This is a genomic window from Streptomyces sp. GL_148 (assembly GCF_057834205.1).
This window is the reverse complement of the sequence record NZ_CM174396.1, coordinates 1,476,183-1,502,470: the sequence shown is the minus strand read 5'-3', so window position 1 is coordinate 1,502,470 and position 26,288 is coordinate 1,476,183. Positions and strand designations below refer to the sequence as shown.

Annotated in this window: 26 protein-coding genes; all 26 read left to right on the top strand. The window is 70.8% G+C overall.

What is annotated here, in order from left to right; genetic code table 11:
* Positions 1-8 precede the first annotated feature (8 nt).
* The 26 genes from AC3IYI_RS06820 to AC3IYI_RS06695 all read left to right on the top strand — a co-directional run bounded on the left by AC3IYI_RS06820 (position 9) and on the right by AC3IYI_RS06695 (position 26,282).
* Entirely contained in the window at positions 9-1,664 is a 1,656-nt protein-coding gene (locus tag AC3IYI_RS06820; protein WP_489409346.1) for a thiamine pyrophosphate-binding protein, read from the top strand.
* Between the two features lie 84 nt (positions 1,665-1,748).
* The gene (locus tag AC3IYI_RS06815; protein ID WP_489409345.1) at positions 1,749-2,180 is read left to right on the top strand and encodes a nuclear transport factor 2 family protein; all 432 of its coding nucleotides are present in this window, start codon (positions 1,749-1,751) and stop codon (positions 2,178-2,180) included.
* Positions 2,181-2,204: 24 nt separating this feature from the next.
* Positions 2,205-2,660, top strand: coding sequence for a nuclear transport factor 2 family protein (locus AC3IYI_RS06810; RefSeq protein ID WP_266910467.1), 456 nt, complete (start codon positions 2,205-2,207; stop codon positions 2,658-2,660).
* A 13-nt stretch (positions 2,661-2,673) separates the two neighbouring features.
* Positions 2,674-3,045: a nuclear transport factor 2 family protein gene (locus tag AC3IYI_RS06805; protein ID WP_250741552.1), complete on the top strand. Its 372-nt coding sequence runs from the start codon at positions 2,674-2,676 to the stop codon at positions 3,043-3,045.
* 11 nt (positions 3,046-3,056) lie between these two features.
* Positions 3,057-4,676: a GMC family oxidoreductase gene (locus tag AC3IYI_RS06800; RefSeq protein WP_489409344.1), complete on the top strand. Its 1,620-nt coding sequence runs from the start codon at positions 3,057-3,059 to the stop codon at positions 4,674-4,676.
* Entirely contained in the window at positions 4,669-5,319 is a 651-nt protein-coding gene (locus AC3IYI_RS06795) for a DJ-1/PfpI family protein (protein WP_489409343.1), read from the top strand. The genes AC3IYI_RS06800 and AC3IYI_RS06795 overlap by 8 nt, the downstream gene beginning before the upstream one ends.
* On the top strand, positions 5,319-5,771 hold the full coding sequence (locus AC3IYI_RS06790) for a VOC family protein (RefSeq protein ID WP_489409342.1): 453 nt from the start codon (positions 5,319-5,321) through the stop codon (positions 5,769-5,771). Before AC3IYI_RS06795 ends, AC3IYI_RS06790 begins: the two co-directional genes overlap by 1 nt.
* Before the next feature lies 1 nt (position 5,772).
* Positions 5,773-7,593, top strand: coding sequence for an AGE family epimerase/isomerase (locus tag AC3IYI_RS06785; RefSeq protein WP_489409341.1), 1,821 nt, complete (start codon positions 5,773-5,775; stop codon positions 7,591-7,593).
* A 36-nt stretch (positions 7,594-7,629) separates the two neighbouring features.
* Positions 7,630-7,992, top strand: coding sequence for an STAS domain-containing protein (locus tag AC3IYI_RS06780; protein WP_489409340.1), 363 nt, complete (start codon positions 7,630-7,632; stop codon positions 7,990-7,992).
* Positions 7,989-10,124: a glycogen debranching protein GlgX gene (gene glgX, locus AC3IYI_RS06775; protein WP_489409339.1), complete on the top strand. Its 2,136-nt coding sequence runs from the start codon at positions 7,989-7,991 to the stop codon at positions 10,122-10,124. The genes AC3IYI_RS06780 and glgX overlap by 4 nt, the downstream gene beginning before the upstream one ends.
* A gap of 108 nt (positions 10,125-10,232) precedes the next feature.
* On the top strand, positions 10,233-10,544 hold the full coding sequence (locus tag AC3IYI_RS06770; protein ID WP_489409338.1) for an STAS domain-containing protein: 312 nt from the start codon (positions 10,233-10,235) through the stop codon (positions 10,542-10,544).
* A gap of 6 nt (positions 10,545-10,550) precedes the next feature.
* Positions 10,551-11,015, top strand: coding sequence for an ATP-binding protein (locus AC3IYI_RS06765; protein ID WP_489409337.1), 465 nt, complete (start codon positions 10,551-10,553; stop codon positions 11,013-11,015).
* Positions 10,997-12,256 carry a PP2C family protein-serine/threonine phosphatase gene (locus AC3IYI_RS06760; protein ID WP_489409336.1) on the top strand — a complete coding sequence of 420 codons (1,260 nt, stop codon included), beginning with the start codon at positions 10,997-10,999 and terminating at the stop codon, positions 12,254-12,256. Before AC3IYI_RS06765 ends, AC3IYI_RS06760 begins: the two co-directional genes overlap by 19 nt.
* Entirely contained in the window at positions 12,256-13,011 is a 756-nt protein-coding gene (locus AC3IYI_RS06755) for a MinD/ParA family ATP-binding protein (protein WP_489409335.1), read from the top strand. Before AC3IYI_RS06760 ends, AC3IYI_RS06755 begins: the two co-directional genes overlap by 1 nt.
* Before the next feature lie 74 nt (positions 13,012-13,085).
* Positions 13,086-13,826: a type 1 glutamine amidotransferase domain-containing protein gene (locus tag AC3IYI_RS06750; RefSeq protein WP_489409334.1), complete on the top strand. Its 741-nt coding sequence runs from the start codon at positions 13,086-13,088 to the stop codon at positions 13,824-13,826.
* Positions 13,827-13,874: 48 nt separating this feature from the next.
* The gene (locus AC3IYI_RS06745) at positions 13,875-15,359 is read left to right on the top strand and encodes an aldehyde dehydrogenase family protein (protein WP_489409333.1); all 1,485 of its coding nucleotides are present in this window, start codon (positions 13,875-13,877) and stop codon (positions 15,357-15,359) included.
* Positions 15,360-15,397: 38 nt separating this feature from the next.
* The gene (locus AC3IYI_RS06740; protein ID WP_489409332.1) at positions 15,398-16,030 is read left to right on the top strand and encodes an NADPH-dependent F420 reductase; all 633 of its coding nucleotides are present in this window, start codon (positions 15,398-15,400) and stop codon (positions 16,028-16,030) included.
* The gene (locus tag AC3IYI_RS06735; RefSeq protein ID WP_489409331.1) at positions 16,015-16,551 is read left to right on the top strand and encodes a (2Fe-2S)-binding protein; all 537 of its coding nucleotides are present in this window, start codon (positions 16,015-16,017) and stop codon (positions 16,549-16,551) included. The genes AC3IYI_RS06740 and AC3IYI_RS06735 overlap by 16 nt, the downstream gene beginning before the upstream one ends.
* A 5-nt stretch (positions 16,552-16,556) precedes the next feature.
* Positions 16,557-18,962 (top strand): xanthine dehydrogenase family protein molybdopterin-binding subunit, encoded by a 2,406-nt coding sequence (locus tag AC3IYI_RS06730; protein ID WP_489409330.1) that lies wholly within the window; start codon positions 16,557-16,559, stop codon positions 18,960-18,962.
* Positions 18,959-19,786, top strand: coding sequence for an FAD binding domain-containing protein (locus AC3IYI_RS06725; RefSeq protein ID WP_489409329.1), 828 nt, complete (start codon positions 18,959-18,961; stop codon positions 19,784-19,786). The genes AC3IYI_RS06730 and AC3IYI_RS06725 overlap by 4 nt, the downstream gene beginning before the upstream one ends.
* A gap of 36 nt (positions 19,787-19,822) precedes the next feature.
* The gene (locus tag AC3IYI_RS06720) at positions 19,823-21,109 is read left to right on the top strand and encodes an MFS transporter (protein WP_489409328.1); all 1,287 of its coding nucleotides are present in this window, start codon (positions 19,823-19,825) and stop codon (positions 21,107-21,109) included.
* The gene (locus tag AC3IYI_RS06715) at positions 21,106-22,626 is read left to right on the top strand and encodes an ATP-binding protein (protein WP_489409327.1); all 1,521 of its coding nucleotides are present in this window, start codon (positions 21,106-21,108) and stop codon (positions 22,624-22,626) included. The genes AC3IYI_RS06720 and AC3IYI_RS06715 overlap by 4 nt, the downstream gene beginning before the upstream one ends.
* Positions 22,627-22,639: 13 nt before the next feature.
* Positions 22,640-22,981, top strand: coding sequence for a nuclear transport factor 2 family protein (locus tag AC3IYI_RS06710; RefSeq protein ID WP_243334431.1), 342 nt, complete (start codon positions 22,640-22,642; stop codon positions 22,979-22,981).
* 101 nt (positions 22,982-23,082) lie between these two features.
* On the top strand, positions 23,083-23,730 hold the full coding sequence (locus tag AC3IYI_RS06705; protein WP_489409326.1) for a TMEM175 family protein: 648 nt from the start codon (positions 23,083-23,085) through the stop codon (positions 23,728-23,730).
* A gap of 72 nt (positions 23,731-23,802) precedes the next feature.
* The gene (locus AC3IYI_RS06700; protein WP_489409325.1) at positions 23,803-25,119 is read left to right on the top strand and encodes an IS701 family transposase; all 1,317 of its coding nucleotides are present in this window, start codon (positions 23,803-23,805) and stop codon (positions 25,117-25,119) included.
* On the top strand, positions 25,119-26,282 hold the full coding sequence (locus AC3IYI_RS06695; protein WP_489409324.1) for an XdhC family protein: 1,164 nt from the start codon (positions 25,119-25,121) through the stop codon (positions 26,280-26,282). The genes AC3IYI_RS06700 and AC3IYI_RS06695 overlap by 1 nt, the downstream gene beginning before the upstream one ends.
* Positions 26,283-26,288: the final 6 nt, after the last annotated feature.

The following is a 26,288-nucleotide window of genomic DNA, read 5'->3' as shown; positions in this document are numbered from 1 at the left end:
GGAGTTCGATGAGTTCTGGAGCCACTCCCGGACGGGAAAGGCTGATCGACCAGTTCAAGGCCGACGGCCTGAACGTCATGTTCGGAAATCCGGGGACGGTGGAACAGGGATTCCTCGACGCCGTCGACGCGGCGGAGGACTTCCACTACGTCCTCGCCCTCCAGGAGACCGTGGCCGCCGGCATCGCCGACGGCTACGCCCGGGCCACCGGCGGGGCGGCGCTGCTCCAGCTGCACTCCGGGGTGGGTCTGGGCAACGGCATCGGCATGCTCTACCAGTCGCTGCGCGGCCACACCCCGCTCGTCGTGGTCGCCGGCGACGCCGGGGTTCGCTACGACGCCATGGACGCGCAGATGGCGTCCGACCTGGTGGCGATGGCGAAGCCGGTGACCAAGTACGCGACCCGGGTCACCGACCGGCACTCCGTGCTGCGCACGATCCGCCGGGCGGTGAAGATCGCCCTGACCCCGCCGCGCGGCCCGGTGTTCGTGGCCCTGCCGATGGACGTGCTGGACGAGCTCAACTCCGAGCTCGTCCTGCCCGCCACGGTCCCCCTCACGGACGTGGCCCCTTCGGCCGCCTCGGTGGGGCGGGCGGCCGAGCTGCTGGCCTCCGCCGAGCGGCCGGTCGTCCTCGTCGGGGACGGGGTCTCGCTCTCCGGGGCGCAGCGCGAACTCGTCGCCGTCGCCGAGCTGCTCGGCGCCGACGTGTACGAGGTCGACTCCTCCGAGGTGAACATCGCGGCCTCGCACCCGCTGCGCCGCGGTCAGACGGGCCACATGTTCGGCCCGCACAGCAAGGAGCTGATCGGGGACGCGGACGGGGTGCTGATCGTCGGCACCTACGTCTTCCCCGAGGTGTTCCCGGAGCTGGAGAGCCCCTTCCGGGCCGGCGCGCGGGTCGTGCACATCGACCTGAACGCCTACGAGATCGCCAAGAACCACCCGGTGGACCTCGGGCTCGCCGCCGATCCCCGGCAGGCGCTGCGCGCGCTGGCCGGCGTACTGGAGCACGTGCTCACCCCCGCACAGCGGGCGGCGGCGGCCGGGCGGCTGGACGCGCGGACCCGGGAGCGGGTGCGGGCGGGCCAGGCCGAGCGGGAGGCCAAGGATGCGGACGGTTCGCCGATGGCGGTCTTCCTGCGGACCCTGGCCGAGCGCACGGGCGGGGACCTGATCGTCTTCGACGAGGCGCTGACCACCTCCCCGCTGGTCACCCGGTACCTGCCGCCGGAGCGGCCGGGCGACTACCACCTCACCCGGGGCGGCTCGCTGGGCGTGGGCTTCCCGGGCGCGGTCGGCGTGAAGCTGGCCCGGCCGGAGCGGCTCGTCGTCGGCTTCGCCGGCGACGGCGGCTCGATGTACACCTACCAGGCGCTGTGGACCGCGGCCCGGCACGGCATCGAGGCCAAGTTCGTGGTCTGCAACAACCGCAAGTACCGGCTGCTGGACGACAACATCGCCCAGTACTGGCGGGAGCGGGACATCCCGCAGCACGGCTTCCCGGGCTCCTTCGACCTCTCGCACCCCGAGATCGACTTCGCCGCCCTGGCCCGGTCGCTCGGGGCGGGCGGGATGCGGGTGGAGAAGCCCGACGAGGCGATCGCCGCGGTGGGCCGGATGCTCGCCCACCCCGGGCCGTTCTTGGTCGACGTCCAGATATGACGCCGCCAGATGTGAGCACCGCCCGATGTGAGCACCGCCAGATCTGACGCATCACACCCGCACGGACAGACAGGAGGAGACCGCATGCCCGCCGAGCGGCTGACCGAGGACGCGATCCGCGCCTTCGCCGAGAAGTGGTACGTGGCCCTGGACCAGCACGTCGAGCCGGACCAGGTGCTGGCCCTGATCACCGAGGACCTGGAGTTCAAGGTCCCGGAGGACACCTTCCTCGGCCACCAGGGCTTCGGCCGCTGGTACGAGGCGGTCACGAACCGCTTCTTCGACGAGGTGCACACGGTCACGAAGGTGGAGCCCGTCATCGAGGGCGACCGGGCGATCGTCCGGGTCCTCGTCAACTGGCAGGCCAAGATCTGGGACCCGCCGTCCGCCCGCAGCGTGTGGCTGGGCTTCGACGCGGACCAGACCTGGACCGTGGTCGCCGGCCCCGACGGGCCGCTGATCCGGCAGTACACCGTCAACGAACTGGCGCCCATGCCCGGTTCCGCCTCCCTCTAGTGCTGTGACCGGGAAGGAGCAACGATGACCGAAGTGACACGGGAGCGGGTCGAGGCGGCCTACCGCGCCCTCGGCTCCGGCGACCGGGCCAGGATCCTGGAGTACTACGCAGAGGACCTGCGCTGGCAGGTCCCCGGCAACCACCCGCTCGCCGGCTGGTACGAGAGCCTGGACGCCTTCCTGGAGCTGATGGGCCAGACCCACAAGCTCACGGGCGGCACCTTCCGCATGGACATCGAGGCGGTCCTCGTCGGCGAGGACTGCAGCGCGGACGTCTGCCGCAACGTCGCGGTGCGCGGCGGCGCCGACGAGTCGAGCCGCTCCCCGTACGAGCGGATGGACTACCCGGTCTTCCACTTCATGCGCTGGCGCGACGGCCGGATCGTCGAGGGCCACGACGGCCTCTTCGGCGACACGGCCACCGCCTTCAGCCAGTTCTGGGCGCCCTTCGCGCCCGACGGAACCCGCAGGGACCAGTAGGGGGTTGAGCGCCATGGACGCGCGGCAGATCTTGCAGAAGTACTACGAGTACGCCAACGCCGGTGACTGGGACAGCTGGTGCGACCTGTTCGCCGAGGACCAGGTCATGGACGAGCAGCTCGCCGGCCACATCGAGGGCCTGGAGACGCTGCGGTCGATGATGAAGGGCATGGGGACGATGTACCGGGTCTTCCGCAACGAGCCCGTGCACTTCCTCGTCGACGGTGAGAAGGCCGCGGCCGTCTCCCACCTGACCGCGGTCACCCCCTCCGGGGAGGAGATCGAGGCCGAGGTCATGAACTTCTTCCGGATCGTGGACGGAAAGATCGCCTACATGGCGAACTACCACGACACGGTTCCCTTCCAGGTGCTCGGCCAGGGCTGAGGGGGCGCGCGATGGCCGTGGATGAGTACGACTACATCGTCGTGGGATCCGGCACCGCCGGCAGCGTCCTCGCGAACCGCCTCTCCGAGGACCCGGACGTCACCGTCCTGGTCCTGGAGGCGGGAGCGGGCCGCATCCCTCCCGAGGTGGACGATCCGTCCTCCTGGTACAAGCTGCTCGGCGGGCCCGTCGACTGGGGTTACACCAGCGTCCCGCAGCCCGGCCTGGACGGCCGCCGCACGTACGAACCGCGCGGCAAGGCCCCCGGCGGCAGCAGCAACCTCTACATCATGATGCACATCCGGGGCCACGCCTCGGACTTCGACAACTGGGCCTACCAGGGCGCGGCCGGCTGGGCGTACGAGGACGTACTGCCCTACTTCTCGCTGCTGGAGGGCCAGGAGGACGCCACCGCGCCGACCACCGGCACCCGCGGGCCGCAGCGGATCACCCACGCCGGGCGGCACGGCCCCAATCCGGTCTCCCGCGCCTTCATCGACGCCGCCGTCGAGCTCGGCCACGAGGAGATCGCCGACTTCAACACCGACGGACCGCGGCGCGGCCTCTTCGGGACCGGCTGGCACCACATCGACGTGGCCGACGGCCGCCGCCAGGGCGTCCTCGCCGCCTACCTGGAGCCGGCCCTCGACCGCTCCAACCTGACCCTGCGCACCAGTGCGCAGAGCACCCGGCTGCTCTTCGACGGGGACACGTGCACGGGAGTGGAGTACGTCCAGCTCCAGGCCCCCGCCACGCTTTCGGACAGCGACGTCCGGGGGCGGACCGTGCGCGACGGCCACAGCGCGGCGTCCGAGCCCGGGCTGCACACCGTACGGGCCCGCCGGGAGGTGATCGTGGCCGCCGGGGCGATCGAATCGCCGAAGCTGCTGCTGCTCTCCGGGATCGGGCACCCCGAGCAGCTGCGCGAACACGGCATCGGAGCCGTCGCGGCGCTGCCCGGGGTCGGCGAGAACTTCCACAACCACGTACTGACCGGGCTGATGGCCGAGGTCACCCAGGAACTCCCGCCGCCCGCACAGAACTTGTCGGAGAGCGCGCTGTTCCTCTCGTCCCGGCCCGGACTGCCGGCGCCGGACCTGCAGATCGCCTTCGTGCACGTGCCGTTCGACGTGATCGTCGGACAGGACCACCCCAACACGGTGTCCATCCTGCCCGGTGTCGTCCGTCCCGTCTCGCGCGGCTGGATCAAGCTGGCGAGCGCCGATCCGCTGGCCCACCCGCTGATCCACCCGAACTACCTGGGCGACCGCTGGGACTTGGAGCGGATGGTCCAGGGCGTCAAGACCGCCCGGGAGCTCTTCGCGACCTCCGCCTTCTCGCCCTGGTACAAGCAGGAGCTCCAGCCCGGACCCGGCTACGTGTCCGACGAGGACCTGCGGACCTTCGTGAAGCAGAAGTCGGAGAGCTACCACCACCAGGCCGGCTCCTGCCGCATGGGCATCGACGACCTCTCCGTCGTCGACCCGGAACTGCGGGTGCACGGCGTACGGAACCTGCGCGTCGTCGACGCGAGCGTGATGCCCGCCGTCCCGTCGGGCAACTGCCACACCGCCATCGCGATGATCGCCGAGCGCGCGGCGGACTTCCTGAAGGGGGTGTCCCGTGCCTGACGTGGTCCTGCGCGAGGGAGCGCTGTCCGGGACGCGGATCGCGGTCCTGGTCGAGAGCGACTTCTACGAGCCCGAGATCTTCTACTATCAGCACCGGTTCGCCGAGGAGGGCGCCGAGGTCGACTTCCTGACCCGGCTGTGGGGCAACGACTCCATCACCTTCTCCGGGCACGAGTACCGGGCGCCGTTCACCGCGACACAGTCCCTGGAGGGGCTGAGCGACGAGGACCTGCGACGCTACGCGGCGATCATCGTGCCTTCCGGCATGGTGGCCGACCGGCTGCGCTACACCGAGGACGTGGACGTACTGGCCCCGGCGACGGAGCTGCTGCGCCGGGCCTTCGAGGAGCCGACGGTCCTCAAGGGGATCATCTGCCACGGCATGTGGCTGGCCGCCTCGATCCCGGACAAGGTGCGCGGCCGCAAGGTCGTCTGCCACAACAACCTCATCGGCGACGTCCGCAACATGGGCGGCGAGTACGTGGACGAGGACGTGGTCGTCGACGGCGACCTGGTCACCGGCCGCACCGGGGCCCACCACCACCTGTTCGCCCGCCGGATCATCGAGCTGATCGCCGCCGACCGGGGTGCGCGGGGCGCGCGCGGCACGGGGGGCGCACCGGGCGCCCGGGGCGCCGGCTGATGGCCCCGATGGTCTGGTCGCACGTGGGCCTGAACTGCGCCGACCAGAAGACCACCGAGGACTTCTACACCCGGTACTTCGGCTTCACCCGGGCCCGGGTGGTCGACCTCGGGGACGCACAGATCATCTTCCTCCGCCAGGGGGACGTGTATCTGGAGCTCTTCGCGGCGGACACCGAGCCGGCCGCGTCGGCCCAGCACGACGGGCCGGCGGCGCCGGGCCGGATGCGCCACCTGGCCTTCCAGACCGACAGCGTGGACGGCTTCCTGGCCACGCTCGGCGACGAGGCCGAAGTGACCCTGGGACCACTGGACTTCGACGATTTCATCTGCGGGTGGCGGACCGTGTGGGTGCGCGATCCCGACGGGGTGATCGTCGAGGTCAGCCAGGGATTCGAGGACGAGCACGGCCACGAGCAAGGCCACGACCACGAAGAAAAGGACGGTGTATGACATGGCGGACGCCGTGAGCTTCTCCTTCTCCGACACGATCGCCGGCTACGTCGGCCGCTTCGACTCCGAGTCCCGGCTGCTGCGGCTGAAGACCTCGGACGGCCGCGAGTTCGACGTCTCCCTGGCCGGGGACCCCAGCGCCGAGCTGGTCCGCAACCTGGACGAGCCGTACATCGACGCCTCCGGGCACATCGACGAGATGCTCTCGCCGGGACGGTTCCTCTACGTCTACGGGGTGCACTACCCCGAGCAGGGCGGCCGCTTCGAGGCCAAGCGCCTGGTGTTCCTGGGCCGCGGGGCCGAGGACTACCGCTTCGAGGAGCCCAGCTGGTGGATCAAGCAGATCGAATCGCTGGCCGACTTCTACAAGCGGGCGCAGTTCGGCGACGGGCCGGTGGACTTCACCGAGTACCGCACCGAGATCCGGCTCGGCGGTGACAAGACCGCCAGCCACGTCCAGGAGACCGACACGATCTCCCGCCTGGTCTACGGCATGGCCTCGGCCTACCTGCTGACCGGCAAGGACGAGTACCTCGAGGTCGCCGAGCGCGGCACCGAGTACCTGCGCAAGCACATGCGCGTCGTGGACAGCGAGGAGGACGTGGTCTTCTGGTACCACGGCATCAGCGTCGACGGGGACAGCGAACGCAAGCTGTTCACCTCGGAGTTCTCCGACGACTACGACGCGATCCCGATGTACGAGCAGATCTACGCGCTGGCCGGCCCGATCCAGACCTACCGGGTCACCGGCGACATCCGGATCAAGAACGACGCGGACGCCACCATCCGGCTGTTCGACAAGTTCTTCAAGGACCCGGAGCAGGGCGGCTACTACTCGCACATCGACCCGATCCTCTTCAGCGCCGACCACGAGTCCCTCGGGGAGAACGCGGAGCGCAAGAACTGGAACTCGGTCGGCGACCACGCGCCCGCGTACCTGATCAACCTGTACCTGGCGACCGGGGAGCAGCGCTACGCGGACTTCCTCGAGTACACCTTCGACACGATCGCGGACAAGTTCCCGGACTACAAGAACAGCCCCTTCGTCCAGGAGCGCTTCTTCCGCGACTGGTCCCACGACACCGCGCACAGCTGGCAGCAGAACCGCGCGGTCGTCGGCCACAACCTCAAGATCGCCTGGAACCTGATGCGGATGAACTCGCTGAAGGCCAAGCCGGCCTACGAGGAGCTCGCCCGCAAGATCGGCGAGATCATGCCGGCCGTCGGCAGCGACGTGCAGCGCGGCGGCTGGTACGACGTGGTCGAGCGCGTCAAGTCGGGGGACGAGGAGACGTATCGTTTCGCCTGGCACGACCGCAAGGCCTGGTGGCAGCAGGAGCAGGCGATCCTCGCCTACCTCATCCTGAACGGCACCGTCGGCGGTGACGGCTTCCTGCGCGAGGCCCGCCAGGCGGAGGCCTTCTACAACACCTTCTTCCTCGACCACGACGAGGGTGCCGTCTACTTCAACGTCCTCGCGAGCGGGACCCCGTACCTGCTCGGGACCGAGCGGCTCAAGGGCAGCCACTCGATGTCCATGTACCACTCGGCGGAGCTCTGCTACCTGTCCGCCGTCTACAACAACCTGCTCATCAACGGCCGGGAGATGGACTTCCACTTCCAGCCCGACCCGACGAACCTGCCCGACCGCGTGCTGCGCGTCTCGCCCGACCTGCTCCCCGCCGGCTCGGTGCGGATCGCGTCCGTCGAGATCGACGAGAAGCCGTACACGGACTTCGACGCCGACGCCCTCACCGTCCGGCTGCCCGACGTCCAGGGCCGGGTCAAGGTCAAGGTCCGGCTGCGCCCGACCGCCCAGTAGCGCTCAACGGGGGCGCCCCACTCAGAGGGGAAAGCAATGACCCTGAACGTGAAGGAACGCCGCAACAAGACGGGCACCGTGCTCGTCGCCACCGGCGAGATCAACAGTGAGACCTCCGGATCGCTGCTGCAGAGCCTGCTGCCGCTGGTCCGCGAGGGCCGGCCGCTGCGCATCGACCTGACGGCCGTCACCTACGTCTCCAGCGCCGGGCTGCGCACCCTGCTCGTCGTCTACCGCGAGGCCCAGCACGCCGGGGTCGCCGTCACCCTCTACGGGGTGAGCGAGGAAGTCCGGTTCGTCATGTCGGCCACCGGCTTCCTCGATTTCTTCTCCACCGGCGAGGCCGAGGCGGCCGCCGCCAAAGCCGCCGCCAAGACGGCCGCCAAGGCCGCACGATGAGCGAGCCGGCGTCCGAACAGGTGCTGCGCGTCGACGCGTACCCGACCCACGAGGTGGGCGGGTACCGCGTCCGCGCCGGCAAACCGTTCCCCTTCGGGGCCAACGTGGTCCCCGGCGGGGTCAGCTTCTCCGTCTTCTCCGACCAGGCCACCTCTATGACCCTGGTGATCTACAAGCGCGGAGAGCCCGAGCCGATGGCCGAGCTGGAGTTCCCCCAGGAATTCCGCACCGGCAGCGTCTTCGCCATGACGGTCTTCGGCCTCGACCACGAGAACATCGAGTACGGGTACCGGGCCGACGGGCCCTACGACCCCGTCACCGGCCACCGCTTCGACGCCCGCCAGGTGCTCTCCGACCCGTACGCCCGGCTGATCGCCGGCCGCGACGTGTGGGGCGTGGAGCCGGACCGCAGCCGCGGCTACCAGTACCGCTCCCGCGTCTGCCTCCAGGACTTCGACTGGGGCGACGACACCCCGCTGGGCATCCCCGCCGAGGACCTCGTCGTGTACGAGACCCACGTGCGCGGCTTCACCCGGCACCCCTCCTCGCAGGTCACCGCCCCCGGCACCTTCGCGGGGCTGCGGGAGAAGATCCCGTACCTGAAGGAGCTCGGGATCAACTGCATCGAGCTGCTGCCGGTGTTCGAGTTCGACGAGAGCGACAACCCGCGCACCAACCCGGAGACGGGCGAGCAGCTCTTCGACTACTGGGGCTACAACACCGTCTCCTTCTTCGCCCCCAAGGCCGGCTACGCGGCCACCGGACGCTACGGCATGCAGGGCGACGAGTTCCGCACCCTGATCAAGGACCTGCACGCGGCCGGCATCGAGGTCATCCTCGACGTCGTCTTCAACCACACGGCCGAGGGCAACGAGCAGGGCCCCACCATCTCCTTCAAGGGGCTCGACAACGCCACGTACTACATGCTCACGCCCGAGGGGTACTACTTCAACTTCAGCGGCACCGGCAACACCGTCAACTGCAACCACCCCGTCGTGCGCAACTTCGTCCTCGACTGCCTGCGCCACTGGGTCGCCGACTACCACATCGACGGTTTCCGCTTCGACCTCGCGGCCATCCTCGGCCGCTCCCCGGACGGCACGCCGCTGCCCAACCCGCCGCTGCTGGAACTGCTCGCCTACGACCCGGTGCTGCGGCACACCAAGCTCATCGCCGAGGCCTGGGACGCCGGCGGCCTCTACGAGGTCGGCAACTTCCCGGCGTACGGCCGCTGGGCGGAGTGGAACGGCAAGTACCGCGACACCGTGCGCAGCTTCCTCAAGGGCGACCCCGGGGTCACCGGGGAGCTCGCCACCCGGCTCGCCGGCTCGCCCGACCTCTACTCCAGCCGCGGGACCTCGGCGTCGGTCAACTTCCTGACCGCGCACGACGGTTTCAGCCTGGCCGACCTGGTCTCGTACAACGACAAGCACAACGAGGCCAACGGCGAGGGCAACAACGACGGCGGCAACGACAACGCGAGCTGGAACTGCGGAGCCGAGGGGCCGACCGACGATCCCGAGGTGGGCGCGCTGCGGCTGCGCCAGATGAAGAACGCCCTGGCCATCCTCTTCACCAGCCAGGGCATCCCGATGCTGCTGTCCGGCGACGAGGTGGCACGCACCCAGCAGGGCAACAACAACACGTACTGCCAGGACAACGAGCTGTCCTGGTTCGACTGGAGCCAGGTCGACGAGAACTCCGAACTGCTCCGCTTCACACGGGAGATGATTGCCTTCCGCAAGCACCACCGCGAACTGCGCTCCACCTCCCACCCCACCGGTCAGCTCCGCGACAGCCTCGGGCTGCCCGACATCAGCTGGCACGGGGAGCGGGCCTGGCAGCCCGACTGGTCGGCGGAGAGCCGGCTGCTGGCGGTGGCCCGCTGCGGCACCGGTGACGACGACGTGGTGTACGCGGCCATGAACTCCCACTGGGAGGCGCACGACCTGGAACTGCCCGCCCTCCCGGGCGGCCGCAGCTGGCACCTGTTCGCGGACACCGGGGCCGAGGCCCCGCACGACATCCGCACCCCCGGCGCCGAACTCGAACTGGAGAACGCCGGCAAGTACCTGATCGGTCCGCGGTCGGTCGTGATCCTGGTCGGCCGCACGCCCGACGCCGAGCTCTAGCCCGAGCTCTAGCCCGAGCTCTAGCCCGAGCTCTAGCCCGAGCTCTAGCCCGAGCTCTAGCCCGAGCTCTAGCCCGAGCTCTAGCCCACGCACCGAAGGAGACCTGACATGCCGCTTTCCGTGTCCCTGAGCATCGAGGGCGACACCACCGTGATCGAGCTGGAGGGCGAACTGGACGCCAAGACCGCGCCGGACTTCCACCAGACCATCGAGAAGGCCGCCGGCCACGGCACCAGCACCGTCGAGATCCGCATGGCCGGAGTCGGCTACATGGCCAGCGCCGGACTGCGCTCCCTGGTCTTCGCCCAGCAGAAGGTGGGGGAGCACGTCACCATCAAGGTGGTCGGCGCCAACGAGCCCGTGTCCCGGACCATCCGGACGGCCGGACTCGACCGCAGCATCGTGCTCTGCGACGACTGAGTCCCGATGGACGAGGCGGTCAAGACGGCGAGGATGTCCGCCGAGATGCACGTGCCCGCCACCCTGGGGGCATTGGACGACATCGCCGCGCTCGTGATGCGGCTGGCCGGCCGGGCGGGCCTGAGCAAGGGCGCCTCGTACCGGATCCGGCTGGCCGTGGACGAGCTGGCCACCAACATCGTGATGCACGGGTACCGGGGCGGCGACGGACGGATCACCGTCCGGGGCCGCTCCGGGCCGGGCCGGGTGCAGATCTCCATAGAGGACCGCGCCCCGGCCTTCGACCCCGTCCGGGGGCGACTGCCGCCCGACCCGCACACCGCTCCCGACCGGCGCCGGATCGGCGGACTCGGCATCCACCTCGCACTGACCAGCGTGGACGAGTTCGACTACGTACGCAGGGACGGCCGCAACATCAGCACGCTGACTGTGATGGCTGAGGGGACGGACCCATGCCCTCCACGACCGTGATCATCCTCGACGAGTACCCGCCACCGCCCCTCGAACTCCTCGGAGCACTGGAGGAGATGGGCGCGGCACTCGTCCCGCGCACGCTGGCCGACCTGCTGGCCGGCCCACTGGAGGAGCTGCCCGAAGCGGACGTACTGCTCGCCCCGGCCCAGGCCGACGGGGAGTCCGTACGGGCCGTCGTACGCAGACTGCGCCGCTGGGGCGGTGCCCCCATCGTGGTCGTCTGGACCGTGACGGAATTCGCCGCCCTGGAGGAACACGTCCGGATCGGCCACGACTACCTCGTACCCCCCTTCCTGCCCGCCCTCGTCGGGGCCCGGCTGCACAGCTGCTCGGAGCGCGCCGGACTCGGCCGCACCCTGCGCGAAGCCGACGCCCGCGCCGAACTGATGGGCTACGAGAAGGAACTGGAGATCGGCCGCGAGATCCAGGCCGGGTTCCTGCCGGAATCACTGCCGGTCCCCGAGGGCTGGGAGATCGACGTGTGCTTCCGGCCCGCCCGGCAGGTCGCCGGGGACTTCTACGACGTCTTCGAGCTCTCCCGCGGCCGGCGCCTGGCCTTCGTCGTCGCCGACGTCTGCGACAAGGGGGTCGGAGCCGCGCTCTTCATGGCGCTCATCCGCTCCCTGCTGCGGCACACCGCCGAGAACAGCGGCCTGCAGCACCTGGTGGCCGCCGGCCGCACCGGCAACAGCCGGCGCATTCCCGTGGTGGGCGCCACGCCGCTGCTCAACGCGGTCACCGCCACCAACGGCTACCTGACCCGCAACCACCTGCGGCAGGGCTACTTCGCCACCCTCTTCTTCGGGGTGCTCGACCCGCTCACCGGATCCCTCGTCTACATCAACGGCGGCCACAACCCGCCGCTGCTGCTGGACGCGGAGGGCGGCGAGCCGCGCACGCTGGAGGTCACCGGCCCCGCCGTCGGGGTGCTCCCCGACTGTGTGTACACGCTCGGCTACGCCCAGTTGAACCCGGGAGACACGCTCTTCGTGTTCACCGACGGAGTGCCCGAGGCGCGCTGCCCCAGCGGCAGCTTCCTCGGCGACGAGCGGATGCTGGAGCTGCTGTCCGGCCCCCCGGTCAGCGGCAGGGAGGTGGTCGACCGGATGGACACGGCCGTACGCGAACACACCGGAACAGCCGAACAGCACGACGACGTCACCATGCTGGCCCTGCACCGGCCACGCGCGGCGCGGGGGCCGCACGCGGGCGGCGCCGATTGCCAGGTCGTGGCCTGATGACCCGGACCATCGTGGTGCACTCGTACCGCGGCGGTACCGGAAAGTCCTCGGTACTGGCGAACCTGGCCCTGCTCCTCGCGGGCGAGGGGCGCCGGGTGGGGGTGATCGACACGGACATCCAGTCGCCCACCCTGGACCTGCTCTTCCGGCTCGGCCCCGGACCCTCGCTCGCCGACTACCTGCTCGGCCGGTGCGAGATCGAGGCCGCCGCCCAGGAGGTCACCACCGGGTGCGGCCGCGGGAGCCTGTACGTCGTGCCGGCGCGGACCGGGACGGCGGCCCTGCGGGAACTCATGACCACCGGCTACGACGTGGGGCTGCTGCCCGAGGGCTTCGACCGGCTGGCCGTGCACCACGCCCTGGACGTCCTGCTGCTCGACACCCATGCCGGGCTCAACAACGAGTCGGTCACCGCGATGGCGAGCGCCGACGTACTGCTGATCATGGCCCGGGCCGACCGGATCGACCTCCTCGGCGTCGAGGAGACCATCGCCCTGACCGGCCGGCTCGCCTGCCGTCGGACCCTGGTGATGAGCATGGCGCCCGAGGGCATCGACCGGGAGGCCGCCCGGCGGCGGGCCGAGGAGGTCTACCGCACCCCCCTGGCCGGAATCCTTCCCTACGTTCCGGAAATGGCCGCGCTCTACGGAGAACGCATATTCTCCGAAGCCCATCCCGACCACCCCCTGGTCGGTGAATTCCGCACCATCATCTCGGCGTTGGACGCACGTGACGAAGTATCGCGTGCCTGACGTCTCCCCCTTACGCCCCTAGCGGGGGGCGTGTTGAATCGGCAGCGAATCCAGACAGACCAAGGAGAAGAGTCATGAAGATTCTCGTCGTCATGACGGCCAAGGCCACGCTTCATCTGCTGGACGGGGAACAACACCCCTCGGGTTTCTGGGCCGAGGAATTCGCCGTTCCCTACACCCTCTTCAAGGACGCGGGCCACACCGTGGACGTGGCGACGATCGGCGGCCGGGCCCCGACGGTCGACCAGACCAGCATCGACCCCCAGTTCCTCCAGTGGGTCCGCCCCCAGGGCTCCGCGGACACGGACGCCGCCAGCGCCCTGGAGTACGGCCGCGTCATAGAGGGCGCCCCGCAGCTGAGAAACCCGATCGCCCTGGAGACCCTCGGCGAGAAGGACGTCGCCGGCTACGACGGCATCTACATCAGCGGCGGCCACGGGGCCATCGGCGACCTGCCCAAGTCCGACGAGCTCGCGCAGATCCTGCGCTGGGCCATCGCCCAGGACAAGCCCCTGGCCACCGTCTGCCACGGGCACACCGCCCTGCTGGCCCTGCGCGACGGCGAGGGCCAGTGGCCCTTCGCGGGTTACCGGATGACCGCCTTCTCGCACAGCGAGGAGCTCGTCACCAACATGGCCGGCCGCCTCCCGCTGATCCTGGAGGCCGAACTCACCCGGCTCGGAGCCCGCTACGAGAAGGCCGACGCGATCTGGGACTCGCACGTGGTGGTGGACCGCAAGCTCACCACCGGCCAGAACCCCTACTCCTCCAAGGCCCTCGCGGAGACGTTCTTACGTCAGCTCGCGCAGGGCTAAGCGAAGCGCCCTGCCCCTCGCACCCGAAACCGGAAGGCAGCCACAGCCATGACCAAGCGCGCGCTCAGCGACCAGCCCTTGGCCAACCCCGGGAAACTGTTCATCGGCGGCACCTGGGTCCCCGCCCGGGACGGCCGTACCGAACCGGACATCAGCCCCGTGGACGGCCAGGAGATCGTACCGGTGGCCCAGGCGGCCGCCGCCGACGCGGACGCGGCCGTGGCCGCCGCCCGCACGGCGTACGAGGAAGGTCCCTGGAGCAGACTGTCCGCCCAGGAACGCGCGCTGCGGCTGAACCGGGTCGGGGAGCTCATCGAGCGCGACCTGGAGGAGATCGCCCTGCTGGAGACGGTGGACATGGGCAAGCCGTTCGCCTTCTCCTCCACGGTCGACGCCCCCATGGCCGCCCAGCTCATGCACTACTACGCCGGCGCCGTGACCCGGGTCGACGGCTCCTCCCGGGCCCCGGCCGGCGGGCAGCTCGCGTACACCCTGCGCGAACCGCTGGGCGTGGTCTGCGCCATCACCCCGTTCAACTTCCCGCTGCTCCTGTCGATGACGAAGATCGCCCCGGCCCTCGCGGCCGGCAACACGGTGGTCCACAAGCCCTCGCCCGCCACCCCGCTCACCGCCCTGAAGATCGCCGAGCTGTTCCAGGAGGCGGAAATCCCGGACGGCGTGCTGAACGTCATCACCGGTCCGGGCGTGGAACTGGGGGAGACCCTCACCGGCCACCCCGGCATCGACAAGATCGCCTTCACCGGCTCCACCTCGGTCGGCCAGTCGATCATCCGCAGGGCGGCCGGCACCCTGAAGAAGGTGACGATGGAGCTCGGCGGCAAGTCCGCCAACATCGTCTTCGCCGACGCCGACCTCGACGCCGCCGAGGAACTCGCCTTCTTCGGCATCTACTACAACAAGGGCGAGATCTGCACCGCCGGCTCCCGGCTGCTGCTGCACCGCCCGATCCACGACGAGATGGTCGAACGGCTCGTGGCCCGCGCGGCCGCCCTGCTGCCCGGAGACCCGCGCGACCCGGCCACCCTCTTCGGACCGCTCGCCCACCGCGGCCAGTTCGACAAGGTCAGCTCGTACATCGAGGTCGGCGAGAAGGAGGGCGCCGTCCTGCGCACCGGCGGCACCGGCTGGACCCCCGAAGGGGCCTCGTCCGAAGGCCTGTACTTCCTGCCGACCATCTTCACCGGCGTCGACAACGGCATGCGGATCGCCCAGGAGGAGATCTTCGGACCCGTCCTGTCGATCATTCCCTTCGACACCGAGGAGGACGCCGTACGCATCGCCAACGACAGCGCGTACGGCCTCGCCGCCGGCGTCCACACCAAGGACCTGCGGCGCGCCCACCGGGTCGCCTCGCAGATCAAGGCCGGCACGGTCTGGGTCAATTGCTACAACCAGTACGACCCCTCCGTGCCCTACGGCGGCTACAAGGCCTCCGGCTACGGGCGCGAGTGCGGCCCCGAGTCCCTGGAGAGCTACACCCAGACCAAGTCGGTCTGGATCGGAATGGACTGACATCTCCCGCTCGCACCGAGACCACCTGAGGAGCCCCCATGCGGATCGGCATCATCGGCACAGGCCGGATCGGATCGACCCTGGCCAGGATCCTCGTGGCGGCGGACCACCAGGTCGTGCTCGCCAACGCCCGGGGCCCGCAGAGCCTCGCGGCCCTGCTGGCCGAACTGGGCCCCGCGGCCTCGGCGGCGCACCCCGCCGAGGCCGCGGCCCGGTCCGAAGTCCTCGTACTCATGGTGCCGTTCGACAGCGTCCAGGGGCTGCTGGCGCAGGACGCCGTACGGGACACCGTGCTGGTGGACGCCACCAACGCGTTCAGCGCCCCGGGCACCGCACCTCAATCGGGAGGGCGCCGGGACCTCGGCGGCCGGGGCTCCAGCGAACTGGTCGCCGAATGGTATCCGGGGACCCGGGTCGTCAAATCCCTGAACACCATGCATTTCGAGACGCTAGCCGTCGCCGGAACCGCCTCCGGGCCGCGTCTGGCCCATTTCACGGCGGGCGACGACGGGAAAGCCAAAGAAATAGTCGCGGGAATCATCACGGATCTCGGATTCGCTCCCGTGGACACCGGTCCGCTGCACTCCGGAGGAATTCTCCAGCAGCCCGGCGGACCCCTCTTCAACCGGCCGCTCACGGAAGCGCAGGCGCTGGCATGGACCTCTCACTGAACGTCAACGGAAGACCCGAGCAGTTCGCGGCGCAGCCGAACGAACTGCTCGTGGAACGGCTCCGCGACGGCCTCGGACTGACCGGTACCAAGGTCGGCTGCGACACCGGACAGTGCGGAACCTGCGTCGTCCAGCTCGACGGCCGCTCCGTCAAGAGCTGCCTGATCCTCACCGCGGCAGCCGCCGGCTCCGCGGTGACCACCATCGAGGGGGTCACCACCCCCGGCGGTGAACTCACCGGCCTCCAGGAGGCGCTGCGCGAGGAACACGGCACCCAGTGCGGCTTCTGCACCCCCGGGATGGTCATGGCCCTGGGTGAGCTCGTGGAGAACACCGAGCACCGCGAGCCGCCGACCGAGCCCGAGATCCGCGAGTGGCTCACCGGCAACCTGTGCCGCTGCACGGGCTACCACAGCGTCGTACGGGGAGTGCAGCGCGCCTGCTCCGCGGCCCGCGCGCAGGTGCCCGTGGAGCAGGGCACCGCGCAGCCGGCCACCGCCGCGTCCGGACAGGAGGGGTGAGGGAGATGACCGCAGTCACGGGGGAGACCCCGCTCCAGGGCAACGGCCTGCTCGGACAGCCGCTGGACAGCCGCGAGGACCCGCAGCTCCTGCGCGGAGAAGCCACGTACGTCGGGGACATCGACCTGCCGGGCACCGCCCACATGGCGATCCTCGGCAGCCCCGTGGCCCACGCGAAGGTCCTCTCCATCGACACCAAGGCCGCCGAGCAGCTGCCGGGTGTACTGAAGGTGGCCACCGCGGCCGACTTCACCGACGTCATGCCGCTGCCCTGCATCTGGATACCCGGCGGGGTCGAGAGCCACTTCCCGCCCCACCCCTACGGACTTCCCGGCTCCCGCCCGGTGCTCTCCGGCGACACCGTGCGCCACGTCGGCGACCCCGTCGCCGTGGTCGTCGCCGAGACCCCGCGCCAGGCCGCCGCCGCGCTCGCCGCGATCTGCGTCGAGTACGAGCCGCTGCCCGTGGTGACCCGCGCCGACGAGGCCCTCGCCGAAGGCGCCCCCCAGCTCCACGAGGCCGTCCCCGGCAACCTGAACGCGTACTGGACCTGCGGCGACAAGGACCGCACCGACGCGGCCATCGCCGCGGCCGAGGTCACCGTCGAGCTCGACCTGGTCAACCAGCGCACCATCAACAGCCCCATCGAGCCGCGCGGCGCGGTCGGCGACTACAACGCCGCCACCGGCGAGTACACCCTGTACGCCTCCACCCAGGGCCCGCACAACCACCGCTTCCTGCTCTCCGCGCTGGTCCTCGGCATCCCCTTCAACAAGCTCCGCGTCATCGCCCCGACCGTCGGCGGCAGCTTCGGCACCAAGGGGTACCTGTACCCCGACATGCCGCTGGTCCTGCTGCTCTCCAAGGCGCTCGGCCGGCCCGTGAAATGGGTCGACACCCGCACCGGCCTGATGAACTCCACCGTCCAGGGCCGCGACCACCGCCAGCACGTCACCCTGGCCGGCACCCGCGACGGCCGGATCACCGCCGTGCGCTGCACGAGCTACGCCAACCTCGGCGCCTACCCCTCCACCATCGGCCCCGGCGTCGCCACCGCCCTGATGGGCCGCTCCATCAGCGGCATGTACGACATCGACGCCGCCTTCTGCGAGGTGTACGCCGCCTTCACCAACACCGTCTCGCTCGGCGCCCAGCGCGGCAGCGGGCGCGCCGAGGCCGCGTTCCTGATGGAGCGCCTCGTGGACCGCTACGCCTCCGAGATCGGCATGGACCCGGCGGCGGTGCGCCGCAAGAACCTGGTGCCGAAGGAGAAGTTCCCGTACGACAACGGCCTGGGCTGGACGTACGACTCGGGCGACTACCAGCTCAACTTCGACCGGGCCATCGAGCTCTCGGGCTACGCCGACATGCCGGCCCGCAAGACCGAGGCCCGCGCCCGCGGCAAGCGGCTCGGCGTCGGCATCGCCTCGTACGTGGCGATCTGCGGGGTCGGCCCCTCCACCCGGATGTCCAAGGAGGGCATGCTCGGCGGCACCTGGGAGAGCGCGAACATCCGCGTCCACCCCACCGGCGAGGTCACCGTCACCGTCGGCTCCGCCTCCACCGGCCAGAGTCACGGCACCGTCTTCGCGCAGGTCGCCGCCGACGAGCTCGGCATCGACCCGGCGCAGGTCCAGGTGTTCGAGGGGGACACGCAGAAGGCCCCGTACGGGCAGGGCACTTACGGCTCGCGCTCCTACAGCATGGCCGCGCCGGCCATCGCGCTCACGGCCCGGAAGATCAAGAGCAAGCTGGTCAAGGCCGGGGCCGTCTTCCTCGGCGTCCCCGAGGACAAGGTCGTCTACGCGGACGGCAAGGTCTTCGAAGTGGGCAACGAGGAGAACGCCAAGACCTTCGCCGAGCTGGCGATGGCCATGTGGTACGGCTGGGGGCTGCCGCCCGAGATCGAGCCCGCCCTCGACGAGACCACCCACTTCGACCCGCCGGACTTCAACTACCCCTTCGGGACGCACGTGGCGGTCGTCGAGATCGACGAACTGACCGGCGAGACCGAGGTGGTGGCCTACACCGCCGTCGATGACGCCGGAAACATCGGCAATCCGAAGATCGTGCTCGGCCAGATCGAGGGCAGCATCCTGCACGGCCTCGGCCAGGCCCTCATGGAGCACGCCGAGTACGACCCGGACGGGCAGCTCGTCAGCCGCGACCTCAATCACTACGCACTGCCGCGCGCCATCGACGCGCCCTTCTTCACCCTGGACAAGACGGTCACCCCCTCCCCGCACAACCCGCTGGGAGCCAAGGGCGCGGGCGAGATCGCCACCGTGCCGCCCGCCGCGGCCGTCGTCAACGCCGTCGTCGACGCCCTGTCCGACCTGGGCGTCCAGCACATCGACATGCCCGTCACCCCCGAGAAGGTCTGGCGCCGCCTGAGAGGGGAAGCCCAGTGATCCTCACCGAGTTCGACTACGTACGCCCCGTCGGCCTCGACGAGGCCCTGACCCTGCTGGCCGGCCGCCCCGGCGCCCGGGTGCTGGCCGGCGGGCAGAGCCTGCTGCCCGGCCTGCGCACGGGGGAGGAGCGGGCCTCCCTGCTCGTCGACCTGCGCCGACTGGAAGAGCTCCGGGGGGTCGAGCCGGTGCCCGGGGGGCTGCGGATCGGGGCGCTGACCACCCTGGCCGAGCTGGCCACGGACCCCCTGGTGCTGGCCGGGGCGCCGGAGATCGCCGCCGCGGCCCGTGCCAACGGCGACCCCCAGGTCCGCAACCTCGGCACGGCCGGGGGCAACCTCGCCGCCACCGGCCGGGCCACGGACCTGCCCGTCGCCGCCATCGCCGCCGGAGCCACAGTCGAACTGGCCGGTCCCGGCGGGGTGTCGACGCTCACCGCCGAGGAGCTGGCCGCCTCCGGGGTTCCGGCGGGCACCGTCATCACCGCCCTGCTCGTCCCGGTGCTCGCCGGCGGCGGCGCCGCCTTCGAGAAGACCGCCGACCGGGCGACCCGCTACCCGGTCTGCGCAGCCGCCGTACGGATCACCCCCGACGGGCCGCGCATCGCGGTCACCGGGGCCACCGCCCGCGCCCTGCGGCTGCGCGGGGTCGAAGAACGGCTCGGCGGGGGCCCGTACACGACGGAGAGCGTGCTCGCGGCCTTCCGCGCCGAACCCCGGGAGCTGTTCGTCCCGGGGCGCGGCACCTCGGCCGAGTACCTCGGCCACCTCGCGGGCGTACTCACCGCCCGCGCGCTCACGAGGGCCGTGCAGGCACCCGCCTGACCGCCCACGACGGGGGAGTTGAAAGCAGTGGAACCGTTGCCCACGACAGCGCGGACCGCGCCGTCCGCGACCACCACGGGGGACCCCTTGCGTCCAGCCGCCGGCTCCGCAGGCGCACCGGGAAGCTCCGGCTTCTGGGTCGTGGGCGCGGTCCTCGTCCTGCTGATGCTCTCCTCCTCCGTCCCCTCCGCCCTCTACGTGCTCTACCAGCAGGAGTGGGGCCTGTCCTCCGGCACGATCACGGTGGTCTTCGCCCTGTACGCCGTCACCGTGCTCGCCGGACTCCTGCTGTTCGGCTCGCTGTCCGACACCCTGGGCCGGCGGCCCGTACTCGCCGCGGGCCTGGTCCTGGCGATCGTCTCCATGGTCCTGTTCGCCTCGGCTCAGGGCCTCGGCCTGCTGCTCGCCGCCCGCGCCGTGCAGGGGCTGGCGGTGGGCCTGGCCACCGGAGCCATGGGCGCCGCCCTGCTGGAACTCAGCCCCCGCTCCCGGCCCGCGCTCGGCGCCCAGGTCAACAGCGCCGGCCCGACCGTCGGCATCGGCCTCGGCGGCATCGGGGCCGGGCTGCTGGTGCAGTACGCGCCCGCTCCGACCGTCCTGACCTACCTGCTGCTCGTGGGGGCCTTCGCCGTCTGTCTGGCCGCCGTGGCCCGGATGGCGGAGAGCGCCCCGGGGCGGTCGGGGGGCGGGAGCGGCGGACGGCTGAAGATCGCCCCGCACCGGATCCACATCCCGGCCGCCGCGCGCGGCCGCTTCGCCGTGCTGATCCTGACCATCGTGGCCGTCTGGTCGGTCGGCGGCTTCTACCTCTCGCTCGGCCCGCACCTGGCCCTCTCCCTGCTCCGGAGCACCAACTACCTCGTCGGCGGAGCCACCGTCGCCCTCCTGGCCGGCGCCGCCACCGCCGCCCAGCTCCTGCTGGGCCGCACCGAGGCCCTGCGCACCGCCGTCCTCGGGCTGCTCGGCCTGCTCGGCGGGCTCGCCCTGGTGCTCCTCGCACTCGGGCTCGGCTCGGCCCCCGTGTTCCTCGTGGCCACCGCCGTCCTCGGAGCCGGCTGGGGCGCCGCCTTCCTTGGCTCCTTCCGTGCGCTGAGCGCACTGGCCGAGCCCGCCCACCGGGGCGAACTGACCGCCGCCGTCTACGTGTTCGCCTACCTCGCGATGAGCGTGCCGGCGGTGCTCGCCGGACTGCTCACCAACATCCACGGGCTGCACCGCACCTCGGTCGGCTTCATGGCCACCGTCGCCGCGGTGTGCGCGCTCGCCCTGCTGGCCACCCTGAGGCTGGCGGCCCGGAGCAGGACCGAAGGGAGCACCGGATGAGCGTTGCCCCGGGTACCGCCGCGCTGCGCACCGCACTGCGCGGGCTGGAGATCTTCGAGGGCCTCACCGAGGAGCAGCTGGACTGGCTGGTCTCGGTCTCCGAACCCCGGGTGCTCGCCGACGGGGAGATCCTCTTCCGCGACGGGGAGGAGGCCACGGGCTTCCACGTCCTGCTCTGCGGCGGCCTCGTGGTGACCAAGGTCGTCGACGGCCGCGAGGAGGTCCTGACCCGGCACTCCACGGAGGAGGAGAGCGCGGCCGCCGAGGACCACGACGGCAAGCCCTCGGCCGCGCACCGGTTCACCGGCGAACTGCCGCTGCTGACGGACGGGTCGTACGTGGCCACGGCCGCGGCGAGCGGGCCGGCCACGACCGTGGTGGCGTACGCGAAGCCGGTCTTCTTCGAGATGCTGACCCGCTGCCACGGGGTGGCCGCCGTCCTGATCCCCGTGCTGGCCTGGCGCATCAAGTCCTCGGAGGTCCAGGCCCGCAAACGGGCCACCGTGGAGGCCCTGGGCACCCTGGCGGCGGGCCTCGCGCACGAGCTGAACAACCCGGCCGCCGCCGTGGCCCGCGCCGCGCAGGAACTGGCGCCCGCCCTGGACCAGCTCACGCGCACCGCCCAGGCCTGGGGCGCGGCCGCCACGGACGCCGAGCGCTCCGTGTTCGACCAGCTCGCCGAGGAACTGGACAAGGTGGCGCCGCCGTTGGTCACCGATCCGCTGGACCAGGCGGACGCGGAGGAGCAGATCGCCGACTGGGCCGAGGAAGCCGGCGCGGAGCGGGCGGGGCTGCTCGGCTCGGGGGTCTCCGACCTCGGACTGGACCTGGGCGGGCTGCTCGAGCGGCTGGAGGGGGTCGGCGAGCCGGCCCTGCCCGCCGCCCTGGACCATCTGGCGGCCCTTCTGGAGATCCGCTCGCTGGCCGCCGAGCTGCGGGCGGCCGGTCCGCGGATCTCGCACCTGGTCTCGGCCACCCGGGATTACGCCAATCTCGACCGGGCCCCCGAGCAGCGCTTCGCGGTCACCGACGGGCTGGAGAACACGCTGGTCGTGCTGCGTGCCAAGCTCGCCGGGATCGGGATCGTGCGCGCGTACGAACCGGACCTGCCCGAACTGACGGGCTATCCGAGCGAGCTGAACCAGGTGTGGACCAACCTGGTCGACAACGCGGCGGCCGCCATGGAAGGTGCCGGAACCCTCACCCTGCGCGCCCGGGTCGAAGGCGTCTGCCTGGTGGTGGAGATCGCCGACACCGGCTCGGGGATACCCGAGGAATCCCTGCCGAGGATCTTCGAACCCTTCTACACGACCAAGGACGTGGGGAAGGGAACCGGTCTCGGTCTGCACCTCAGCTACCGCATCGTGACCCAGCGCCACCACGGTTCGATCACGGCCCGCTCGCGCCCGGGGGAGACCCGGATGACCGTACGGCTGCCGCTGTCCGGGACCGACCCGTCCTGCGCCGTGCCGGCCGACCCCACAGTTCCCACCGCTCCAACCCCATCGAAGAGTTGAAAAGGGAGTCGACATGCCCAAGTACGACATCTCCACGCTGCACCCGGTGTTCGTCCGGCAGATGGACGCGCTGGCCGCCCTGGACATCGAGGCGGTCATGAAGAACTACACCGACGACGCGGTGCTGTTGCGCTTCGAGGGCGTCTCCGTCGGCATCGACGCGGTGCGCGAGACGTTCACCGGGTACCTGACGGTGAAGCCCACCCTCGTGGAACTGCAGGAGTACGTCGAGACCGACGACACCATCTTCTACCGGGCGATCATGAACCTGAACGGTGAGCCGGAGCACGCGTTCGGGACACTTGTCGTCCGTGATGGCCGGATCTGGCGACAGACTGCCGGCTTTGGCGGCTGATTGCCGAAATCTGGGTAGCGTGTGCGGGGAGGGTGGGGAACTGCACCCTCCCCGCATGTGCGACAGCCGTAGATATATGCAAGAAGCGTGAAGGGGAGGCCATGGAAACGGAAACCGGCCGGGTCGAGGCATTCAGCGACGGAGTATTCGCGGTCATCATCACGATCCTCGTCCTGGAATTGAAAGTTCCGGAAGAAACCGGATCCGACTTCTGGCACGGAGTGCGGGAGCAGTGGCCGCACTACGCCGCCTATGTGGTGAGTTTCCTCATCATCGGCGTGATGTGGGTGAACCACCACACCATCTTCAGTCACATCAAGCGGGTCGACCGCCCTTTGCTGTTCCTGAACCTCCTGGTGCTGATGGTGGTGTCGGTGGTCCCGTACACGACCAATGTGCTCGCCGAACACCTCATGGAAGAAGGGGGATCGGCCAACGCCGCGGCCGTCCTCTACAGTCTGCTCACCGTGGCCTACGCCTTGGCGTTCCTGGCCTTCTGGTGGTACGTCACCCGGGTCGGGCACCTCTTCCACGACCAGGTGGACAAGGCCGGCGCCCGGGCCACCAGGGTCCGCTTCGGCCTGGGTGCCATCGCCTACCCCTTGACCGTCGTACTGGCCTTCGTGTCCGCTCCGCTCACTCTCGTCGCGCACTTCCTGATCGCGCTCTACTATGCGGCGAACCAGATCCCCATCCCCCTCGTGGTAGAAGAAGAGCGGCTCGAATCTGCCAGCGACCTCAGGAAGTAGCCGTCGGGACCTACGGCCGTTCTCCGCGGTCAAGTAGGGTAATGGATCTAGCTGGTCGCGGGGGAGGCCCAGATGGCTCGCGTAGTCCTGCCGGAGGAATCCACGAAGGAAATCTCCGAATTGATCGACGTTCTGATCTCGCTCTTCTTCGAGTCGTTACCCCGGCGGGACCAGCGAAACTGGGCCCGCGTATACCTCAACGGCCTGGTGCGGACCAACGGAAAGAAAACAATTCGTAACATCGCCGGAACCGGAGCCAGTTCCGTCGAGCAGAGCCTGCAGCAGTTCATCAGTAAATCCCCCTGGGACTGGACCCCCGTCCGCCGCTCCCTCGCCCAGCACCTGGAACGCACCGCGCAGCGCCCGCTGGCCTGGGTGGTGCAGCCCATGGTCATCGAGAAGGCCGGCGACCGATCGGTCGGCGTGGGACGGCAGTTCGTCCCCCAGCTGGGCCGCACCGCCAACTGTCAGCAGGCCAGTGGGATCTGGCTCACCTCCAGCGATGCCGGCTTCCCCGTCGAATGGACCCTCACCCTCCCCGGGCCCTGGACGGCGGAACTCCTGCGACGCCGGCGGGCCGGGATCCCCGACACGGCCCGCTCGCTCACCCCCGCGCAGGACGCGATACACGCGGTCCAGCGGATGGCCGCCACCTGGCAACTCCAGCGCAGGCCCGTGGTGATGGAAGTCTCCAACAGCGAACTGCCGCAGTGCATCGAATCGTTCGCGATGCAGGACATCCCCTTCGTATTCAAAGTGGACGGCACCCTGCCCGTCTCCTTCGGCGGGGCCGGCCGGCACAAACCCGGACCGCACACCGCGCCGGCCCGCGAGCTCATCGACTCCCTGCGCTCCCAGCGGCGCGTCGTCGAATGGACCCGGCACGGCCGCGCCGAGGGGGCGGTCACCCTGCTCACCTCGGCCGCCATCTTCGCCACCCCCGGCGAGGACCGCCTCGTACCGGCCCCGCCCACCCCTCTGCTGCTCGTCGGGGCCTGGACCGAGGCCGCCCTGCTGCCCTCGGAGTTCTGGATCACCAACATCGGAGACCGGCCGCTCGCGCAGCTGTTCCTCCTCGCCAAACTCACCGACCGGGTCGCGCTCGACTTCACCGAGGTCTGCGAACCCGCCGGAATCCGGGATTTCGAGGGCCGCTCCTTCCGCGGCTGGCACCACCACGCCACCCTCGCCAGCGTCGCCCACGCCGCGATGCTGCTGGGCGCGCGCGGACGGGGACCCCACCCGTCACAGCCCGAGCCGTACCCCGGCCCGGCCCGCAGCGCCGCCCCCGTCCGTACGGTCGCCGCCGCGCGCACCCCCGGACCCCCCGCGCTGCAGCCGAGACCGGTCATCCCCGGGCAGAGCCCGCGCCGCGAGTACATCCGCTGATGCTCGACATCGCCGAAGAGCTACGCGCGTGGTGCGCCGCAGGACGGGACTTCGCCGTGGCCACGGTGGTCGCCGTCAGCGGCAGCGCACCGCGCGGCCCGGGCGCCTCACTGGCCGTCGACACCGGGGGCACCGCGCTCGGCTCCCTCTCCGGGGGCTGCGTGGAATCCGCCGTGCACGAGCTGTGCCTGGAGGCCATCGCCTCCGGGCACGGCGGCGTGCACCGGTTCGGATACAGCGACGACGACGCCTTCGCGGTGGGGCTGACCTGCGGGGGAGTCCTCGACGTCCTGATCACGCCGGTCCGCCGACACGACGCCGTGCGGCCCGTCATCGGCGCGGTGCTCGACGCGGCCTGCTCCGGTGCCCGCTCCGCGCTGGGCCGGGTGGTCTGCGGGCCGCCGGAGCAGGTGGGCATGGCCATCGCCGTGCACTCCGACGGTTCCTACGAGGGCCGCCTCGGCGGGGGCGCCGAGCTGGACCGGGCCGCCGCCGAGCGGGTCCGGGACTGGCTCGCGGCCGGCCGCACCGGCACCGCCGAGCTGGGCACGGCGGGCGGCCTGTGCGGGCAGCCCCTGACCCTGCTGGTCGAATCGGCCGCCGAGCCGCCCCGACTGCTGGTCTACGGGGCCATCGACTTCGCCGCCGCCCTGGCCCGGATCGGTGCCTTCCTGGGCTACCGGGTCACCGTCTGCGACGCCCGGCCCGTCTTCGTCACGGCCGCCCGGTTCCCCGACGCCGACGAGGTGGTCGTGGACTGGCCGCACCGGCACCTGGCCGCGGAATGGGAGGCGGGCCGCCTGGATTCCCGTACGACGGTGTGCGTCCTGACCCACGACGCCAAGTTCGACGTCCCGCTGCTGACGCTCGCGCTGCGGCTGCCGCTCGGGTACGTGGGCGCCATGGGCTCTCGGCGCACCCACGAGGACCGGGCCCGGCGGCTGCGGGGGGAGGGGGTGGAGGCGGCCGCGCTAGCCCGGCTGCGCTCACCGATCGGCCTGGACCTCGGCGGGGGAACCCCCGAGGAGACCGCGCTCGCCATCGCCGCCGAGTTCACGGCCGTCCGGTACGGCGGAACGATTCTCCCGCTGGCCTGGAACCAGGGCCCCGTCCATCGCCGGGCGGACCCGCCGGTGCCCGGCCGCAGGACCAAGGTCCCGTAGGAAGAG

Bases quoted from the DNA above. Each gene is read 5' to 3' on its own strand.
- AC3IYI_RS06820 (WP_489409346.1), top strand. From the start codon at position 9: ATGAGTTCTGGAGCCACTCCCGGACGGGAAAGGCTGATCGACCAGTTC.
- AC3IYI_RS06815 (WP_489409345.1), top strand. From the start codon at position 1,749: ATGCCCGCCGAGCGGCTGACCGAGGACGCGATCCGCGCCTTCGCCGAG.
- AC3IYI_RS06810 (WP_266910467.1), top strand. From the start codon at position 2,205: ATGACCGAAGTGACACGGGAGCGGGTCGAGGCGGCCTACCGCGCCCTC.
- AC3IYI_RS06805 (WP_250741552.1), top strand. From the start codon at position 2,674: ATGGACGCGCGGCAGATCTTGCAGAAGTACTACGAGTACGCCAACGCC.
- AC3IYI_RS06800 (WP_489409344.1), top strand. From the start codon at position 3,057: ATGGCCGTGGATGAGTACGACTACATCGTCGTGGGATCCGGCACCGCC.
- AC3IYI_RS06790 (WP_489409342.1), top strand. From the start codon at position 5,319: ATGGCCCCGATGGTCTGGTCGCACGTGGGCCTGAACTGCGCCGACCAG.
- AC3IYI_RS06785 (WP_489409341.1), top strand. From the start codon at position 5,773: ATGGCGGACGCCGTGAGCTTCTCCTTCTCCGACACGATCGCCGGCTAC.
- AC3IYI_RS06780 (WP_489409340.1), top strand. From the start codon at position 7,630: ATGACCCTGAACGTGAAGGAACGCCGCAACAAGACGGGCACCGTGCTC.
- glgX (WP_489409339.1), top strand. From the start codon at position 7,989: ATGAGCGAGCCGGCGTCCGAACAGGTGCTGCGCGTCGACGCGTACCCG.
- AC3IYI_RS06770 (WP_489409338.1), top strand. From the start codon at position 10,233: ATGCCGCTTTCCGTGTCCCTGAGCATCGAGGGCGACACCACCGTGATC.
- AC3IYI_RS06765 (WP_489409337.1), top strand. From the start codon at position 10,551: ATGGACGAGGCGGTCAAGACGGCGAGGATGTCCGCCGAGATGCACGTG.
- AC3IYI_RS06760 (WP_489409336.1), top strand. From the start codon at position 10,997: ATGCCCTCCACGACCGTGATCATCCTCGACGAGTACCCGCCACCGCCC.
- AC3IYI_RS06755 (WP_489409335.1), top strand. From the start codon at position 12,256: ATGACCCGGACCATCGTGGTGCACTCGTACCGCGGCGGTACCGGAAAG.
- AC3IYI_RS06750 (WP_489409334.1), top strand. From the start codon at position 13,086: ATGAAGATTCTCGTCGTCATGACGGCCAAGGCCACGCTTCATCTGCTG.
- AC3IYI_RS06745 (WP_489409333.1), top strand. From the start codon at position 13,875: ATGACCAAGCGCGCGCTCAGCGACCAGCCCTTGGCCAACCCCGGGAAA.
- AC3IYI_RS06740 (WP_489409332.1), top strand. From the start codon at position 15,398: ATGCGGATCGGCATCATCGGCACAGGCCGGATCGGATCGACCCTGGCC.
- AC3IYI_RS06735 (WP_489409331.1), top strand. From the start codon at position 16,015: ATGGACCTCTCACTGAACGTCAACGGAAGACCCGAGCAGTTCGCGGCG.
- AC3IYI_RS06730 (WP_489409330.1), top strand. From the start codon at position 16,557: ATGACCGCAGTCACGGGGGAGACCCCGCTCCAGGGCAACGGCCTGCTC.
- AC3IYI_RS06715 (WP_489409327.1), top strand. From the start codon at position 21,106: ATGAGCGTTGCCCCGGGTACCGCCGCGCTGCGCACCGCACTGCGCGGG.
- AC3IYI_RS06710 (WP_243334431.1), top strand. From the start codon at position 22,640: ATGCCCAAGTACGACATCTCCACGCTGCACCCGGTGTTCGTCCGGCAG.
- AC3IYI_RS06705 (WP_489409326.1), top strand. From the start codon at position 23,083: ATGGAAACGGAAACCGGCCGGGTCGAGGCATTCAGCGACGGAGTATTC.
- AC3IYI_RS06700 (WP_489409325.1), top strand. From the start codon at position 23,803: ATGGCTCGCGTAGTCCTGCCGGAGGAATCCACGAAGGAAATCTCCGAA.
- AC3IYI_RS06695 (WP_489409324.1), top strand. From the start codon at position 25,119: ATGCTCGACATCGCCGAAGAGCTACGCGCGTGGTGCGCCGCAGGACGG.